Genomic DNA, 16,116 nt, shown 5'->3' with positions numbered 1-16,116 from the left:
ATCCTGCTCATGAATTCCACCCTCCCCCGCAGACCCCGTTGGCGCAGCCTGGCCTTGCTCGCATTGTGCCTGGCGCCTTTGCTGTGGCCGCTGGAGCATCTGGCCGAGCGATATTACCGCAGCGAGCTGGCCGGACAGAATCGCCAGACGCTCGATCTTTACGTCGCGAACCTGCTGGGCACCCTGCATCGCTACGAAGTGCTGCCGCAGATTCTCGGTGAACTGCCGGCCCTGCGCTCGGCCCTGTCGGCACCGGACGATGGCGTCACCCAGGGCAACGCCAACCGGCTGCTGAAAAACATCAGCGCCCAGACCGGCGCCGAAGTCATGTACTTGATGGACACCACGGGCAAGACCCTGGCGGCGTCGAACTGGGACAAGCACGACAGCTTCGTCGGCCGCAATTTCGCTTTTCGCCCTTACTACATCGAAGCCATGGCCGGGCGCCTGGGACGCTTCTTCGGCCTGGGCACCACATCGGGCAAACGCGGTTATTTCTTTGCCGCCGCCGTCCGCGACCGTGAGAAAGTCATCGGCGTGCTGGTGGTCAAGGTTGACCTGGACCACACCGAAAGCCTCTGGGGCAAGACGCCGGAGCAACTGCTGGTGACTGACCCCAATGGCGTGGTCATCCTCACCTCGCGCCAGGAATGGCGCTTCCGCTCGACCCGCCCCTTGAGCGATGCGGAAAGCAAGGCGATCAGCGCGATACAACCCTACCCGACACGCGACCCCAAGCCGCTGAACCTCGACGCCAGCGCCTGGCTGCCCCAGACCCAGACCATCGAAGAAACAGGCTGGAGCGTCAGCATCCTCGCCCCGCGCACCCTGATCGATCGTCCGGTGCGCACGGTGGTGATCATCGGCGGCGCAGCGCTCCTGGTCTTGATGCTGTTGCTCGGCCTGATGATGCAGCGCAGGCGCCATTACTTGGACCGCATCGCCTTCGAGGCCAAGGCTCGCCACGAACTGGAAGGCCGGGTCGCGGAACGCACCAGCGACCTTGAAGGCCTTAACCGGCGCCTAAAGCAGGAGGTCCTGGAGCGCGAGCACGCCCAGCAGGAACTGGTCCGGGCCCAGGATGACCTGGTCCAGGCCGGCAAGCTGTCGGCACTCGGCACCATGTCGGCCAGCATCAGCCATGAACTCAACCAGCCGTTGGCGGCGATTCGAAGCTATGCCGAAAACGCCGAGGTATTGCTCGACCACCAGCGCACCGAGGACGCCCGTGGCAACCTCAGGCTGATCAACGAACTGACCGGGCGCATGGCGTCGATCATTGCCCACTTGCGCGCCTTCGCCCGTCGCGACCGCCATGCGCCAGAAAGTGTCGCCTTGCAACCGGCGCTGGACGATGCCTTGGCGTTACTCGCCAAACGGCGGCGGAGCATGGAAGTGGAACTGATCCGCGACCTGCCGGCCGCCACACTGTGGGTCGAGGCCGGCGAAACGCGCTTGCGCCAGGTGCTGGGTAACCTTCTGGCAAACGCCCTGGATGCGCTGACCGAAAAAGGCCCGCCACGTAAACTCTGGCTCAGTGCCCAGGCGACCGAAACCGGCGTCAACCTGTACATCCGCGATAACGGCCCGGGGTTTTGCATGGAAGCCCTCGGCCGCGCCGGCGAGCCGTTCTACACCACCAAGACCCGTACCCAGGGGCTTGGCCTGGGGCTGGCGATCTGCGACACCCTGATGCGCGCCTTTGGCGGCGAGCTGTTGTTCGCCAACCACAAGGAAGGCGGCGCCCTGATCACCCTGAAGCTGCGCGCGGGCGCGCCCGGGGTAAGCCTGCAACCCTCCGAGGACCGTAGTGTATGACCATCGACAACCAGATTGAGGTGGTGCTGATCGACGACGATCCCCATCTGCGTCAGGCCTTGAGCCAGACCCTCGACCTGGCCGGGCTGAAAATCCTGCCCCTGGGCGAGGCCAATGGCCTGGCCGGGCAATTGCCCCGCGACTGGCCGGGTGTGGTGGTCAGCGACATTCGCATGCCGGGCATGGACGGACTTGAGCTATTGAGCCAACTGCACGCCCAGGACCCAGAGCTGCCGGTGCTGCTGATCACCGGTCATGGCGACGTGCCGCTCGCCGTGCAGGCCATGCGTGCTGGCGCGTACGACTTCCTGGAGAAACCGTTCGCCAGCGATCATCTGCTCGACAGCGTTCGCCGAGCCCTGGCCTTGCGCCGCCTGGTCCTGGACAACCGCAGCCTGCGGCTGGCCCTGAGCGACCGTCACGAACTCAGCGCCCGGCTGGTGGGCCAGTCATCGCCCATGTTGCGCCTGCGCGAGCAGATCGGCGCCTTGGCAGCGACCCGCGCCGATGTGCTGATCCTCGGTGAAACCGGCGCCGGCAAGGAAGTGGTGGCCCGCGCCCTGCACGACCTCTCCAGCCGGCGCAACGGGCCATTCGTGGCCATCAATGCCGGCGCCTTGGCTGAGTCGGTGGTGGAGAGCGAATTGTTCGGCCACGAACCCGGCGCCTTTACCGGCGCGCAGAAACGCCGCATCGGCAAATTCGAGTTCGCCAACGGTGGCACGTTGTTCCTCGATGAAATCGAAAGCATGAGCCTGGACGTACAGGTCAAGTTGCTTCGCCTGCTGCAAGAACGCGTGGTGGAACGGCTGGGTGGCAATCAGCAGATCCCGCTGGATATCCGCATCATTGCCGCGACCAAGGAAGACCTGCGCCAGGCCGCCGATCAGGGGCGGTTCCGCGCCGACTTGTATTACCGCCTGAACGTCGCGCCACTGCGCATACCACCGTTACGCGAACGAGGTGAAGACGTGTTGTTGCTGTTCCAATATTTCGCCGACGAGGCCAGCGCCCGCCACGGCCTGCCGCCCCACGAGCTGCAACCGGCCCATCGGGCGCTGCTGCTGCGCCATGGCTGGCCGGGCAACGTGCGCGAGTTGCAGAACGCCGCCGAACGTTTCGCCTTGGGCCTGGAATTGGCCCTGGATAACAGCGCGCCGGAAAGTCATCCGGGCACGCCGGTGGAAGTGGTCAGCGGCGGCTTGAGCGAGCAGGTGGAGAACTTCGAAAAGACCCTGATTGCCGCCGAGCTGGCCCGCCCACACAGTTCGGTACGCAGCCTTGCCGAAGCATTGGGCATCCCGCGCAAGACCCTGCACGACAAGCTGCGCAAGCATGGGCTGGCCTTCGATAGCAGCCATGGCCCGGCCGAAGAGTCTGATTGAATGCCCGCCCATCTTCCCTTTCAAGCAAGAGGCCCAGCATGAACCGCGACAGCACCTACCTGGAATCGATTCTGCACCGGGACATCCCGTTGACGCGGGACATGGGCCTGAAAGTGCTCGATTGGCAGGGCCGGCGACTGCGCCTGTTCCTGCCCCTCGAGGCCAACGTCAACCACAAGAGCACCATGTTCGGCGGCAGTCTGTACTGCGGCGCGGTACTGGGCGGCTGGGGCTGGCTGCACCTGGCCTTGCGCGAGGAAGGGATCGAGGACGGACACATCGTGATTCAGGAGGGGCAGATCAGCTATCCGCTGCCGGTCACCCGGGATGCGCACGTCGTCTGCGAAGCGCCTGATGAAAAAACCTGGAAGCGCTTCCTGGCCACGTATCGGCGCTACGGACGGGCACGGCTGGCCCTGCAGACTCAGGTGTTGAACGTGGACAGCGAGGACGTGGCGGTGCAATTCGAAGGGCAGTACGTGCTGCACCGTTGAGCCAGGTAGCCAGATTCTCTGTGGCGAGGGGATTTATCCCCGCTGGGTTGCGAAGCGACCCCAACAGCGGCTAACGCGTTTTGACTGGTGTATCGGCAGCAGCCCAGCGGGGATAAATCCCCTCGCCACAAGTGGTATCCGATCCTAGGCGCGGGCAAGCTCCAACAACTTCCCACGCCAAGCCGCCTTCGCCGGCAAAGCCAGGAACGAAGCATTCAACAGCGACGCCCGTGGCGGATAGCAGAACGGTTCGCCGCCCAGGTCCAACACCTCGCCCCCGGCACCTTCCAACACACCCTGGGCGGCGGCGGTGTCCCACTGGGACGTTGGCGCCAACCGTGGATAGCAATCCGCCGCACCTTCGGCCAGCAGGCAGAACTTCAACGAACTGCCGATATTGGTCAATTGCAAGGCGCCAAGGCTCTCGCTCAAGCCGGCCAACAAGCGCTCCTGCTCCGCACTGGTGTGGCGGCGGCTGGCGACGACGGTAAACACTTCCCCTGGCGCCAATACGTTACGCACGGCGATGGGCAAAGGCTCGGCATTTTTATCGCCACGCCAGGCGCCAAGCCCAGCGCCGCCGACATAAAAGCGCCCGTTGGTAGGCATCGAAACCACGCCGAACACCACCCGCCCCTCTTCGACCAAGGCGATGTTGACGGTGAACTCTTCGCTGCCGGAAATGAATTCCTTGGTGCCATCCAGCGGGTCCACCAGCCACCAGCGTTTCCAGGTCGCGCGCACGCTTTGTGCAATATTGGCGTCCTCTTCGGAAAGGATCGGGATATCCGGCGCCAGCGCAGTCAATCCAGCGACGATGACATCGTGAGCGGCCATGTCGGCGGCGGTGACGGGTGATTCGTCAGCCTTTTGCACGACTTCCACATTGGCTCGCCAGAATGGCAGGATCGCCGCGCCGGCCTTGAGCGCCAGCTCGATCACCGGGGCGATCAGGGGATGTGGGTAATTCATGGCAGGTAGGCTCCACGCTGGGTCAGCAGGTCGCGAGCCAGATACAGCGCCGCCAGCGCCCGGCCTTCGGTGAATTGTGGATTCTGCGCCAGGGCCCAGAGCTCGCCCAGGTTGACCTTCTCGACGCGCATCGCCTCGGGCTCGTCGCCCTCCAACCGTTCTTCATACAGATCGGTCGCCAACACTACTTGGATTTTCTGGCTCATGTAGCCAGGCGACAATGACAGCTCGGTCAAGTGCTCCAGTTGTCGCGCGCCAAAACCGGCCTCTTCCTTGAGCTCCCGTTCAGCCGCCGCCAGCACGTCCTCCCCGGGCTCGATCAGACCTTTGGGCAGGGACAGCTCGTAGGCATCGGTACCGCCGCAGTACTCTTCCACCAAGACCGCGTGGTCGGCGTCGAGCATCGCCACGATCATCACCGCGCCGTAGCCTGCGCCCTTGCTCGCCAGCCGCTCATAGGTGCGTTCCACACCGTTGGAAAAACGCAATTGCAATTCTTCAACGCAAAACAGGCGGCTGGTGGCGACGATCCGTCGGTCGAGTATGGTGGGCTTCTGGCGCATAAACGGCTCCCTGGGCGATAGCGGGCTACTATACCCGGCCTATCCTGATTGTTTGTGTCGGATATCTGATTACCGCTGGAGAAGTTTGATGGCTTTATTGCCCTGGCACGAGATCGACACGGTGCTGTTGGACATGGACGGCACCTTGCTGGACCTGCATTACGACAACCATTTCTGGCTGGAGCACCTGCCCCAGCGCTACGCCGAACTGCATGGCGTCAGCCGCGCGATGGCCGAGATGGAGCTGCAACCGCTGTTCGAACGCAACGCCGGCCAGTTGCAGTGGTATTGCCTGGACTTCTGGAGCGAGGAACTGAAACTGCCGGTGCGCGAGTTGAAGCTGGAAACCGCGCACTTGATCGCGTTGCGCCCGGACGCCGATACGTTCCTGGCGGCGATCCAAAGGGCCGGCAAACGGGTCGTGATGATCACCAATGCCCACCGAGATTCGTTGTCGTTGAAACTGGAGCGTATCGAACTGGCTCCATATTTCGAGCGCTTGATCAGTTCCCACGACTACGGTTTCCCCAAGGAGAACCCGCAGTTCTGGGATGCCTTGCAAGCCGACCTGGATTTCGACCCGGCCCGCAGCCTGTTTATCGACGACACCCTGCCGGTATTGCGCAGCGCCCGGGACTTTGGCGTCGGCCATCTGCTGGCGGTCAGCGAACCAGACAGCCGCAAGGGGCCGAAGGATACGGGGGAGTTTGAGGCGGTCGGGGATTATCGGGACTTGATTGCCGGACTTTGAACCGCACCGCCTTCATCGCGAGCAAGCTCGCTCCCACAGGGACATGTGGTCAACTGTGGGAGCGAGCTTGCTCGCGATGAAGACACTGCAAGTCTGAAGATTACTCAGGGATACGCAGCACCTGCCCCGGGTAGATCTTGTCCGGGTGTTTCAGCATCGGCTTGTTGGCTTCGAAAATCTTGTTGTACTTGTTCGCATCGCCATAGACCCGCTTGGAAATGGCACTCAAGGTGTCGCCCTTCTCAACGGTGACGAACCTGGCCGCCGCCGCAACCGGCCCGGTGACCGTGATCTGGTCATCCACGCCGCTGATACCGGCAACGTTGCCCAGGGCCAAAAGGATTTTTTCCTTTTCCTCCTGCGTCGCGGCTTCGCCCGTGGCAATGACCTTTTCGCCTTCGACTTTTATCTGGATCCTGGAAGTATCTATACCTGTCAGGGCATCTTGTACGTGCTTGGTCAGCGCCTCGCTGTTGGCTTCGGCCTTGTCGGGCGTCAGCCCATCAAGAATTTTTTCACCGGCATCTTTTAAAAAACTGAAAAGGCTCATGGTTGTCTCTCCCTGGGTTCAAATGTCCAGACGCAAAGCCTAGACCAAGCCCACCGAACCCGCTCCCCAACCGACCGATGACCCCGCCACGCGCAAGCGCTAGAATCCCAACCTTCAAGCGCCCTGGAGCGAAGATGGACATCAAGCAGCTGAAATTTCTCATTGCGCTCGACGAAACCCGTCACTTCGGCCAGGCCGCCGCTCGTTGTCACATCACCCAACCCACCCTGTCGATGCGCTTGCGCAGCCTGGAAGAAGAGCTTGGCCTGCCACTGGTCAACCGCGGCCAGCGCTTCGAGGGTTTTACCGCGCCAGGTGAACGGGTGCTGGCCTGGGCTCGCACGGTGCTGGCCGCCTACGACGGGCTTCAGGCCGAAGCGGCGGCCTGCCGGGGCAATCTGGTGGGCACGCTGCGCCTGGGCGTGGTGCCGCTGTCAAACTTCGATCCGCTGTCGATGATGCAGCGCCTGCACGCCGACCACCCCAGCCTGCGTTTCGAATTGTCGTCCCTGAGCTCCGAGCAGATTCTCGAACAGTTGGCGAACAACCGCATCGACCTGGGCATTTCCTACCTGGAACGCCTGGACAACGATCGTTTCGAGGCGCTGCCGTTCAGCCATACCCGCATGGGCCTGCTTTACGACCAGCGGTTTTTCTTTTTCGATGAACAACCGCTGAGCTGGGAAGCGCTGGTCGAATTGCCCTTGGGCATGCTCACCAGCGGCATGCATTTTCGCCAGTCCATCGACCACAACTTCCACAGTCGGGGATTATCACCCCAGCCGCTGTTGCAGACCGACGCCGTGCATCAGCTGCTACAAGCCGTTCACGGCGGGCTGTGTTGCGCGGTGGTGCCATTGGAGGGCGGCCTGCACGACATGGCCGAAGACCTGCGGATCCAGCCCATCGAAGGAGCGCAGTCACTCGTCCCGCTCGGCCTGATCATGCGTCGCGGCGCCCCGCGTTCGGCGCTGGCGGAGGCTTGTTTCGCGCTTTATCAGAAATCAACAAGCATCTCTTGATCGACGTCATCTATTGGAAGATCAGTAATAGCGATTAGACGTGGCAGATTGCCGCATTTAGTCTTAACACTATTCCTACTTTCAGTGATGCCCATGAACGACAAGCCTCCGGTCTGTCCAACGCCTGACGTGGAACCCTCCACGCCAGCCGCCAGCCAGAGCTATCGCTACTGCAACCTGGACCACTCCGACTCGGACAGCACCGCGCTGGCCGAGGAAGTGGCGTTGGCCATTGCCTATAACGGCATCAGCCAGGCTGTCATGTTGGTCACGCCCACTGATCTCGAAGATTTTATCGTCGGTTTCAGCCTCGGCAGCGGCATCATCGAAGACCCCGCGGATATTTATGATTTGCAACTGAGCGGTGCCGGTTCGGCGCAATATGCCCAGGTCACCATCGCCAATCGCGCCTTCTGGAATCTCAAGCAGCAACGCCGGCAGATGGCCGGCACCAGTGGTTGCGGACTGTGTGGCGTGGAAGCCGTGGAACAGGCGCTACCCGACCTCAAGGCGCTGCCCGGGGCGCCGCTACCACCGGCGCCATGGCTCGATGGCCTGCGCCAACGCATCAGCCAGTTCCAGCCCCTGGGCCAGCACTGCGGCGCGGTCCATGCGGCATTGTTCATGAATGCTCAGGGCGAGCTGCTGCTGGGCCGCGAAGACATTGGCCGACACAACGCCCTCGATAAACTGATCGGTGCGTTGATCCGGCAACAAATCCCGGTAGCCGGCGGCTTGGCGATTGTCACCAGCCGTTGCAGCCTCGAATTGATCCAGAAAGTCCTGCGTGCGGGCATCCAGACCTTGGTCAGCCTGTCGTCGCCCACGGGCCTCGCCGTGCAGTGGGCCCGCCAACACAACCTCAACCTCATCCACCTGCCGCAGAAAAGTGCGCCGCGGGTCTATAGCCCTGCGATGGAGAAACAAGCGTGAGCAACTATCAACAAGCCAACCAGAAACCCGCACCGCGCTACAAGCCCTACAAGGGCCCGGCCGGTGGATGGGGGGCGCTGATCAGCGTTGCCCAGGCCTGGCTGACCAGCGATAACGCGCTGAAGAACATCCGCATGATGCTCAAGACCAACCAGAACGGCGGCTTCGACTGCCCCGGCTGCGCCTGGGGTGATTCGCCGGAAAGCGGCATGGTCAAGTTCTGTGAGAACGGCGCCAAGGCCGTGAACTGGGAAGCGACCAAGCGTCGTGTCGACGCGGCTTTTTTCGCCAAGCACAGCGTGACGTCGTTGCTGGAGCAGAGCGATTACTGGCTTGAATACCAGGGGCGCCTGACGGAGCCGATGAGCTACGACGCCGAAACCGACCGCTACAAGCCCATCAGTTGGGACGCGGCATTCGCACTGATCAGCAAGCATCTGAACGGACTGTCCAGCCCGAACCAGGCGGAGTTCTACACGTCGGGCCGGGCCAGCAACGAAGCGGCCTACCTGTATCAACTGTTCGTGCGTGCCTTCGGCACCAACAACTTTCCCGATTGCTCGAACATGTGTCATGAAGCCAGTGGCGTGGCCCTGTCCCAGAGCGTGGGCGTGGGCAAAGGCACGGTCACTTTCGACGATTTCGAACATGCCGACGCGATTTTCGTCTGGGGCCAGAACCCCGGCACCAACCATCCACGGATGCTCGAGCCGCTGCGCGAAGCCGTCAAACGTGGCGCCCAGGTGGTGTGTATCAACCCGCTGAAAGAGCGCGGCCTGGAACGCTTCCAGCATCCACAGCATCCGCTGGAAATGCTCACCAACGGTGATAAACCGACCAACACCGCCTATTTCCGCCCGGCCCTGGGCGGTGACATGGCTGTGCTGCGGGGCATGGCGAAATTCCTGTTGCAATGGGAACGGGACGCGCAGAACAGCGGCGGCCCTGCGGTGTTCGACCATGGGTTTCTCAACGAACACAGCGCCAACGTCCTGGAATACCTGGCAGTCGTCGATGAAACCCCGTGGGAGCAGATCGTCGAGCAATCCGGCCTGACCCTGGCCGAGATCGAGCAATCCGCGCGTATGTACGCCAAGGCCAACAACGTGATCATGTGCTGGGCAATGGGCATTACCCAGCACCGCCATTCGGTGGCGACGATCCAGGAAATCGCCAACCTGATGATGCTGCGTGGCAACATCGGCAAGCCAGGCGCAGGGCTCTGCCCGGTTCGTGGCCACAGTAACGTGCAAGGCGACCGGACCATGGGAATCAACGAGCGTCCGCCCGTTGCGTTCCTCGACACCCTGGAGCGGCGCTTCCAGTTCAAGGTACCGCGTGAAAACGGCCACAACGTGGTCGAGGCGATCCACGCCATGGCCGAAGGCCGGGCAAAAGTGTTCGTCGCCCTGGGCGGCAACTTCGCCCAGGCCACGCCAGACAGCCACCGGACCTTCCAGGCCTTGGGCAACTGCGACCTGACCGTCCAGATCAGCACCAAGCTCAACCGCAGCCACCTGGCCCACGGGAAGGAAGCGCTCATCTTGCCGTGCCTGGGGCGTACCGACATCGACCTGCAAGCGGAAGGCTCCCAAGCGGTGACCGTGGAAGACTCCTTCAGCATGGTCCACGCCTCCAATGGCCAACTGCAGCCGCTGTCGAACCAGATGCGCTCCGAGCCCTGGATCATCGCCGGCATCGCCGCCGCCACGCTGGGCAGCCGCCCAGTGGATTGGAACTGGCTCGTGGCCGACTACAGCCGCATTCGCGACTTGATCGCCGAGACTGTCCCTGGCTTCAAGGATTTCAACGAAAAACTCAAGAACCCCGGCGGTTTCTACCTGGGCAACAGCGCCGGTGCCCGTCGCTGGAATACCCCTTCGGGCCGGGCCAACTTCAAGCCCAACCGGCTGCCGACGGACCTGATTCATGAGCGCACCCGCGCGACAGGCCAACTGCCGGACCTGATCCTGCAATCGATGCGTTCACACGATCAGTACAACACCACGATCTATGGGTTGGATGACCGTTATCGCGGCGTCAAAGGCCAACGCGACGTGCTGTTCGTGAACGAAGCGGACATCATCCGCCTGGGCTTCAAGCCAGGACAAAAAGCCGACATCGTTTCGCTCTGGGATGATGGCCGTGAGCGTCGGGTCAAAGGTTTTACCTTGCTGGCCTTCGACATCCCCGCCGGGCAGGCCGCCGCCTATTACCCGGAAGTGAATCCTTTGGTGCCGCTGGAAAGCACTGGCGACGGCAGCTTTACCCCAACCTCGAAGTTCGTGGCGATCCGCCTCGAAGCCGCGAGCGAAAACGGGTTGATCCTGGCCAAGTCGGCCTGATACAGCCTTTTGGATCATGATAGCCCTGTGGCGAGGGGTGCGACGTTTCGCTAAATCCCCTCGCCACGAAACACTTTCTTGCAGACACAAAAAAGGCCGTTTTCCTAGGAAAACGGCCTGTCTGAAGTAGCTAAAGACCGGCGAAATTCGGTTAAGTTCCAGCCTAAAAACAATAACTTAGAGAATTGTGCACAAGTCGTGTTACTCGTCGGATTTCGATTGTAACCAAGCGAAGCCAGCCTCAGGATCGCGCCGTCATCCCTTTGAGGCTCCTCTATGAAGTTCTCCTCCATTCTCTTGTTGTCCCTTGGCCTGATCAGTGGCGTCGCGTCTGCCGGCGGTACCGCCGAAGCAGGTGTAGGCGGCGCATTGGGCGGGGTTTTGGGTTCGGTCGTCGGCCAGTCCCTGGGCGGCAACACCGGCTCCACTATCGGCGCAGCCCTTGGCGGCGCGGGCGGTAGCGCAGTCGGTGCAGACAGACACAGCCGCGGCGAAGCGGCGATCGGCGGCGCGCTGGGCGCAGCCGGTGGTAACGTGGTTGGCCGCAGCGTAGGCGGCACCACCGGTAGCCTGATCGGTGCCGCAGCGGGCGGTGGCGCCGGTGGCGCACTGGGCAACTACATGGGCAAGGACGACGATGACGACCGTTATGAAGGTCGCCGCGGTGATCGCCGCTACTATCGTGACGGGCACCCGGGTCGCGGCCATGCCTACGGGCATCGCAAGAAGCATCACCGCTACTACCGCGACTAACGGCTGACTTTTCTACCAGCCGGTAAAAGATCGCAGCCTTCGGCCGTTCTCTTCAGAGACTGACCGGAGGTTGCGATTTTTCGTTTCAGGCCACTAACCGTTCCAACGCTGCGCGTAATCGATCAGGAATCGCCACGGGCCGATTCGATGCCCGATCCACGAAAACATGCACGAAGCGTCCCGCCGCGCAGGCTTCGTCCTCGTCCACCTTGAACACCGCCAGCTCGTACTGCACCGAACTGTTGCCCAGTTTGCCGACCCGCAGGCCAACCTCGATCCGGTCTGGAAAAGCGATCGAGGCAAAGTAATCGCAGGCCGAACTCACTACGAAGCCCACCACTTCTCCTTCGTCGATATCCAACCCGCCGGTTTCGATCAGGTAGGTGTTCACGGCCGTATCGAAAAAGCTGTAGTAGGTGACGTTATTGACGTGACCGTACACATCGTTGTCGTGCCAGCGCGTGGTAATGGGCTGGAAGTGCAAGTATTCCGTGCGTTGGGGCATCAGTTGTCCTTGGGTAATCCGGTTTTGGAACGCAGGGCAAGGCTCGGCATTATCGCTGGGAGAATCCTTTGCCTTGCGCAGCCAGCTCGCCGATCAAACGGGCGGGTTTCCATTGGTCGCCCTGCTTGGTTTCAAGCGCCAACAAGCGCGCATGGATGTCGTCAAGCCCTTGCTGGTCAGCCCAGGCCATCGGGCCGCCCTTGTCTGCGGGGAAGCCATATCCGTTGAGGTAAACCAGATCGATGTCGTGAGACGACTCGGCGATGCCTTCCTGGAGGATCTTCGCACCTTCGTTGACCAGGGCCAGCAAGCAGCGCTCGAGGATCTCCTCGGTACCAATGTCACGCCGCTGGAAACCCAGCCCCTCGCTGACCCGCTGCACCAGCGCATCGACCTCGACATCGTGTTCAGCCTGGCGACTGCCTGGCTCATAGTGATAGTACCCGTTGCCGCTCTTCTGGCCGAACCGGCCCAACTCGCACAGGCGGTTGTCCACTTGCACCTCGGGCGCGTCCTGGCCCTGGCCCGCCAGTTCCCGGGCACGCCATTCCAGATCGATCCCGACCACGTCGTACATGCGAAACGGCCCCATGGCGAAGCCGAAGCCTTGCAGCGCCGCATCGACCTGATGGGGGAGCGCCCCCTCCAAAAGCATCTTGCGCGCCTCCAGCACGTAGGGATGCAGCATCCGGTTGCCAATGAACCCATGACAATTACCCGATACCACGCTTACCTTGCCCATGCGTTTGCCCAACGCCAGCGCTGCGTCCAGCACCGCTTTCGACGTCTGTGCGCCGCGGACGATTTCCAGCAGTTTCATGATGTGCGCAGGGCTGAAGAAATGCAGGCCCAGCACCTGGGTTGGCCGACGCGTGGCGGCGGCAATGGCATCGATGTCCAACGCCGAAGTGTTGCTTGCCAGCAGCGCCTCGGGTTTGAGCATGCCGTCTAGCTCGCGGAATATCTTTTGCTTGAGTTCCAGATTCTCGTAGACCGCTTCGATTACGAGGTCCACATTGCGGATCGCCGCGTAGTCATCCGCCCTCGTTACCCGGGCGATCCGCGCGTCGGCTTCGCTTTGTTCGAGTCGGCCCTGGCGTACGTTATGGGCATAAGTCTCGGCCACCGTGGCCAAGGCCTGCTCAAGCATTTGCGGGTTGTTATCGACCCATTGCACAGTGACGCCGGCGTTGGCCAGGCACATCACGATGCCACGGCCCATGGTGCCTGCACCGACCACGGCGGCGCGCTGGATATCGAAGGTTGTCTGGCTCATGTTTGCTCTCTTGTCGGCGATCCAAGGACAGCCATCACCATAGCCAGCCACTGACTTTTTTTGAAATTTATTCGTGTGATGCCGGGCATTCAGCGGATGGATGCAGCTCAGAGGTAAATGAGCACAGTCACGGGCCGGGTCATTCGGTTGACGTTAGATAAAAATCAAGCTCTGCGGGAAAAGCCAACGACGCCAAGCGCCCAATTTCGATAATTTGTGTCTTGGAAAGCTTGAAATCAGCGCCGATATAATCGGTGTTGTCAGTCCAAAGCATCAATGGCATCAAGTCCTTTATAGACAGGTTGATGCTCTGTTCAAATACCAATTCGTCCTTGCCTGGATAAAATCCCAACACAGCAAAATTCATGGCTCTACCTCTCTCGCTGTATACGCTTTTTTCGGGAGCGTTATCGCTTTGCCACGAAGCGATCCAGGCGCTTTGATGTCTCGTCTCCGGTCATTAGACGCGTTAAGGTGCGCCGTCGATCCATGAATCGGCTGCATCGGACCAGCAAAAGACAGGATTCCCTTTGCTCATTAGACAAGGAGAAAAATCATGTTGAGCAAACTGACGTTACCTACCGTCCTGATCACAAGCTTCTTGCTAGGCGGTTGCATGAGGCTATCTGAAGTGCCACCGATGCTTGCCGGGGTCGAAAAGCCGGCCGTAATTGCCTCGACCTCGTGATCTTACGCTCACCACTCATCTCGATAGTCAAAAGATACTTGATAGTCGTACCTCGACAAATCCAGATAATGTTTGAAATGTGGCTGGAGGATTCCAACCCATTCGCCGACGACATCAAGATTTCCGTTATTAATATTATTCCCCGAAGGAATATTGAGTTCATCCAGAATCTCGGTGTCGCTTCCGAAATCCTTTGAATACTCTTTCTCGACCAATAGCTCGGATACTTTATCAAACCACCTCAGCCTAATTTTCAAACCCATGGCGTCCTCATAAATACTTCTTGATGTTACGTTTCGGATTTCGTTTTTTCTTTTGCTCACCCGTAAGGTGATCGAATGCACCGAGATGGCCCCCATCGCTTGAACGATACACTTCTAACTCGGCGTGGCTAGAGTCCCACTCGTAAATTCTCCTGCCCTTAGCATCAATCCAACGCTCCCGGAAACCGCCGCCACCTTGACGGGGAGTCTTTGCTTTAACTTCAGTAAGACCAGCGAAGCCTGAAATTTCGTTTGTCTGAGGTGCGTGATGATACTTATGCGCTGGCTCCGGCAACCCTTTGCGCCGAACATTCAAAACTACATATAACGGCGAAACCCCAGCCCCCACCGGAAACACAAGAATGAAATCCTTGTACTCCGGTGGATAGATCGGATTGACGATGATGCTGTCCGCCATGGGCGTCGGCGGGAAGATCCAGATGCGCGGCGCCTGTGGCGCAGCTTCCAACGCTGGAATGCCCAACGTCGCGGAAGGGTCCACTGCCGGCGTCCAGATCAACTCGACCCCGTCGCCGAAGTCTGCCACTTGCTGCTCGCCGCGGGCCTGGAATGTCACCACCGGGATCATCTCCCAGTCGCGTCTTGACTGGGTGTTGTAGCCGTAACCTTTAAGCGTCCCGTCGGGCTGGGTTTCGACATGTAGGCGAACCCGGCTGCGCGCTTGTTCAAGGGACCTTAGTTGCTCTTCGGTGTACAGCGAACCGTCGCCCAGGTTCGAGGGCATCAGCAGCCCCACCAATCCCACCAGTGCGCCTGCCGCTACCGGCGCCGTGATCGCCGCGCCGGCGCCAAGGGAGGCCAAGCCGGTTCCACCCAGTGCCAGCGTGCCAACACTTGCGGGTAATGCTCCGCTGATCGTCTTCAGCGGTACACAGCCTGACGCGTCAACCTCACGGCCGCCCAACAATGTGAAGGCGCCATAAGCGCTCAGCAGTTCCGTCGGGATGTAACCGGTTGGATTGTGATAATCGATGATTGCATCGGGCAGTTCGCAAGATTTGGTGAACACACAGCCCTTGATGCGCGGGGCTTCCTTCTGATGTATCTGGCTCAGCCGTTGGGTCATGTACGCCTCTTGCCGAGCGAGCATGTCCTCATGGGCTTTATAATCGGCGTCTCGTTTTGCCAGCTCGTCCGGGGTCATGTCCCGCAGGACTCTGTGGCGCCAGTCATCACCTCGGTACTCCCAGACTTGGGGAATATCGCCTTTTCCTTTCGCCATGCTTCGTCCTTGCTCGGTCAGCGCCAACTCAATGCAAGCGGCGCGGAGAACCTTACCGAGTAAGCGGGGCAATGCTCACCAGACGATTCCGAGCATGACGTGAGACTTTTCTTCTTTTTGAGAAACGATTTCGCCCTAAACTTGCCAACCGTACAGCCCTGCCATTCCTACCAGTCGGATCCCCCAACATGCACTTCGCCCCAGACTTCCCCGACGATGCCGTCATGCGCCAACTCATGGAATTGCTCCACGAAGAGATCGGCCTGCCGGAACGCAAGACCCTTCGGCTGGAAACCGCGATCAATCACGATCTAGGCTGCGACGGCGCGGATGCGCGGCATTTGATGGAAACATTGGAAGAGCGGTTCGCCGTCGAGCTCATCGACTATGACGCCTATCGCTATTTCCAACCGGAAGGATTCGATGTATTTCAAAAGCGCAGGGCCAAGGGGCGCGCAAACAAGATGCCGCTGACCATCGGCATGCTGTACAAGGCAATCAAGGTGCAGCGATGGGATACGCAGGCATTGGAAGAAAACTAGTCGCGCACAAAAA

The 16,116-nt window shown here is 60.6% G+C and carries 17 protein-coding genes; 9 read left to right on the top strand and 8 right to left on the bottom strand.

Features of this window, described 5'->3' with window-relative positions; all coding sequences use genetic code 11:
• Nucleotides 1-9: 9 nt before the first annotated feature.
• The 3 genes from JMN22_RS14610 to JMN22_RS14600 are packed head-to-tail and all read left to right on the top strand — an operon-like array spanning nucleotide 10 to nucleotide 3,697.
• Nucleotides 10-1,818: a sensor histidine kinase gene (locus JMN22_RS14610; protein WP_198797053.1), complete on the top strand. Its 1,809-nt coding sequence runs from the start codon at nucleotides 10-12 to the stop codon at nucleotides 1,816-1,818.
• Nucleotides 1,815-3,203, top strand: a complete 1,389-nt coding sequence (locus JMN22_RS14605; RefSeq protein WP_181290223.1) for a sigma-54-dependent transcriptional regulator — start codon at nucleotides 1,815-1,817, stop codon at nucleotides 3,201-3,203. The genes JMN22_RS14610 and JMN22_RS14605 overlap by 4 nt, the downstream gene beginning before the upstream one ends.
• 38 nt (nucleotides 3,204-3,241) lie before the next feature.
• Entirely contained in the window at nucleotides 3,242-3,697 is a 456-nt protein-coding gene (locus JMN22_RS14600) for a YiiD C-terminal domain-containing protein (protein ID WP_198797052.1), read from the top strand.
• 144 nt (nucleotides 3,698-3,841) lie between these two features.
• Here JMN22_RS14600 and cysQ read toward each other — a convergent pair whose 3' ends face one another.
• Complete coding sequence (gene cysQ / locus JMN22_RS14595; RefSeq protein WP_030141532.1) at nucleotides 3,842-4,669, bottom strand: 3'(2'),5'-bisphosphate nucleotidase CysQ; 828 nt, start codon at nucleotides 4,667-4,669, stop codon at nucleotides 3,842-3,844.
• The gene (nudE, locus tag JMN22_RS14590; protein WP_030141533.1) at nucleotides 4,666-5,232 is read right to left on the bottom strand and encodes an ADP compounds hydrolase NudE; all 567 of its coding nucleotides are present in this window, start codon (nucleotides 5,230-5,232) and stop codon (nucleotides 4,666-4,668) included. The genes cysQ and nudE overlap by 4 nt, the downstream gene beginning before the upstream one ends.
• An 88-nt stretch (nucleotides 5,233-5,320) precedes the next feature.
• Between nudE and yrfG the strand changes: the two genes are divergently transcribed.
• Complete coding sequence (gene yrfG / locus JMN22_RS14585) at nucleotides 5,321-5,983, top strand: GMP/IMP nucleotidase (RefSeq protein ID WP_030141534.1); 663 nt, start codon at nucleotides 5,321-5,323, stop codon at nucleotides 5,981-5,983.
• Between the two features lie 100 nt (nucleotides 5,984-6,083).
• On the opposite strand, the gene lysM is transcribed toward yrfG, so the two are convergent.
• Nucleotides 6,084-6,533 (bottom strand): peptidoglycan-binding protein LysM, encoded by a 450-nt coding sequence (gene lysM, locus JMN22_RS14580; protein ID WP_198797051.1) that lies wholly within the window; start codon nucleotides 6,531-6,533, stop codon nucleotides 6,084-6,086.
• Nucleotides 6,534-6,667: 134 nt separating this feature from the next.
• Between lysM and JMN22_RS14575 the strand changes: the two genes are divergently transcribed.
• From JMN22_RS14575 to JMN22_RS14560, 4 genes are all read left to right on the top strand, one after another.
• The gene (locus tag JMN22_RS14575) at nucleotides 6,668-7,555 is read left to right on the top strand and encodes a LysR family transcriptional regulator (RefSeq protein ID WP_030141536.1); all 888 of its coding nucleotides are present in this window, start codon (nucleotides 6,668-6,670) and stop codon (nucleotides 7,553-7,555) included.
• Nucleotides 7,556-7,648: 93 nt separating this feature from the next.
• Nucleotides 7,649-8,488, top strand: coding sequence for a formate dehydrogenase accessory sulfurtransferase FdhD (gene fdhD / locus JMN22_RS14570; RefSeq protein WP_030141537.1), 840 nt, complete (start codon nucleotides 7,649-7,651; stop codon nucleotides 8,486-8,488).
• The gene (locus JMN22_RS14565) at nucleotides 8,485-10,833 is read left to right on the top strand and encodes an FdhF/YdeP family oxidoreductase (protein ID WP_198797050.1); all 2,349 of its coding nucleotides are present in this window, start codon (nucleotides 8,485-8,487) and stop codon (nucleotides 10,831-10,833) included. The genes fdhD and JMN22_RS14565 overlap by 4 nt, the downstream gene beginning before the upstream one ends.
• A 276-nt stretch (nucleotides 10,834-11,109) precedes the next feature.
• The gene (locus JMN22_RS14560) at nucleotides 11,110-11,586 is read left to right on the top strand and encodes a glycine zipper domain-containing protein (protein ID WP_198797049.1); all 477 of its coding nucleotides are present in this window, start codon (nucleotides 11,110-11,112) and stop codon (nucleotides 11,584-11,586) included.
• A gap of 85 nt (nucleotides 11,587-11,671) precedes the next feature.
• On the opposite strand, the gene JMN22_RS14555 is transcribed toward JMN22_RS14560, so the two are convergent.
• From JMN22_RS14555 to JMN22_RS14535, 5 genes are all read right to left on the bottom strand, one after another.
• A complete protein-coding gene (locus tag JMN22_RS14555) occupies nucleotides 11,672-12,091 on the bottom strand; it encodes an acyl-CoA thioesterase (protein WP_030141540.1) in 420 nt (139 codons plus the stop codon).
• Nucleotides 12,092-12,140: 49 nt separating this feature from the next.
• Nucleotides 12,141-13,367, bottom strand: a complete 1,227-nt coding sequence (locus tag JMN22_RS14550; RefSeq protein ID WP_198797048.1) for a 3-hydroxyacyl-CoA dehydrogenase — start codon at nucleotides 13,365-13,367, stop codon at nucleotides 12,141-12,143.
• A 139-nt stretch (nucleotides 13,368-13,506) separates the two neighbouring features.
• Nucleotides 13,507-13,734 (bottom strand): hypothetical protein, encoded by a 228-nt coding sequence (locus JMN22_RS14545; RefSeq protein ID WP_198797047.1) that lies wholly within the window; start codon nucleotides 13,732-13,734, stop codon nucleotides 13,507-13,509.
• A 329-nt stretch (nucleotides 13,735-14,063) separates the two neighbouring features.
• Entirely contained in the window at nucleotides 14,064-14,318 is a 255-nt protein-coding gene (locus JMN22_RS14540; RefSeq protein WP_198797046.1) for a colicin E3-like toxin immunity protein, read from the bottom strand.
• 7 nt (nucleotides 14,319-14,325) lie between these two features.
• Nucleotides 14,326-15,561, bottom strand: a complete 1,236-nt coding sequence (locus tag JMN22_RS14535) for a colicin E3/pyocin S6 family cytotoxin (RefSeq protein ID WP_198797045.1) — start codon at nucleotides 15,559-15,561, stop codon at nucleotides 14,326-14,328.
• Between the two features lie 188 nt (nucleotides 15,562-15,749).
• Here JMN22_RS14535 and JMN22_RS14530 point away from each other — a divergent pair, with 188 nt between their 5' ends.
• Entirely contained in the window at nucleotides 15,750-16,103 is a 354-nt protein-coding gene (locus JMN22_RS14530) for a DUF1493 family protein (protein ID WP_030141545.1), read from the top strand.
• Nucleotides 16,104-16,116: the final 13 nt, after the last annotated feature.

Origin of the sequence: Pseudomonas sp. HB05, assembly GCF_016756915.1 — a bacterium.
Taxonomy (GTDB): Bacteria; Pseudomonadota; Gammaproteobacteria; order Pseudomonadales; family Pseudomonadaceae; genus Aquipseudomonas; species Aquipseudomonas alvandae.
Note: the sequence above shows the minus strand (reverse complement) of the source record. Positions and strands in the feature narration are given on the sequence as shown.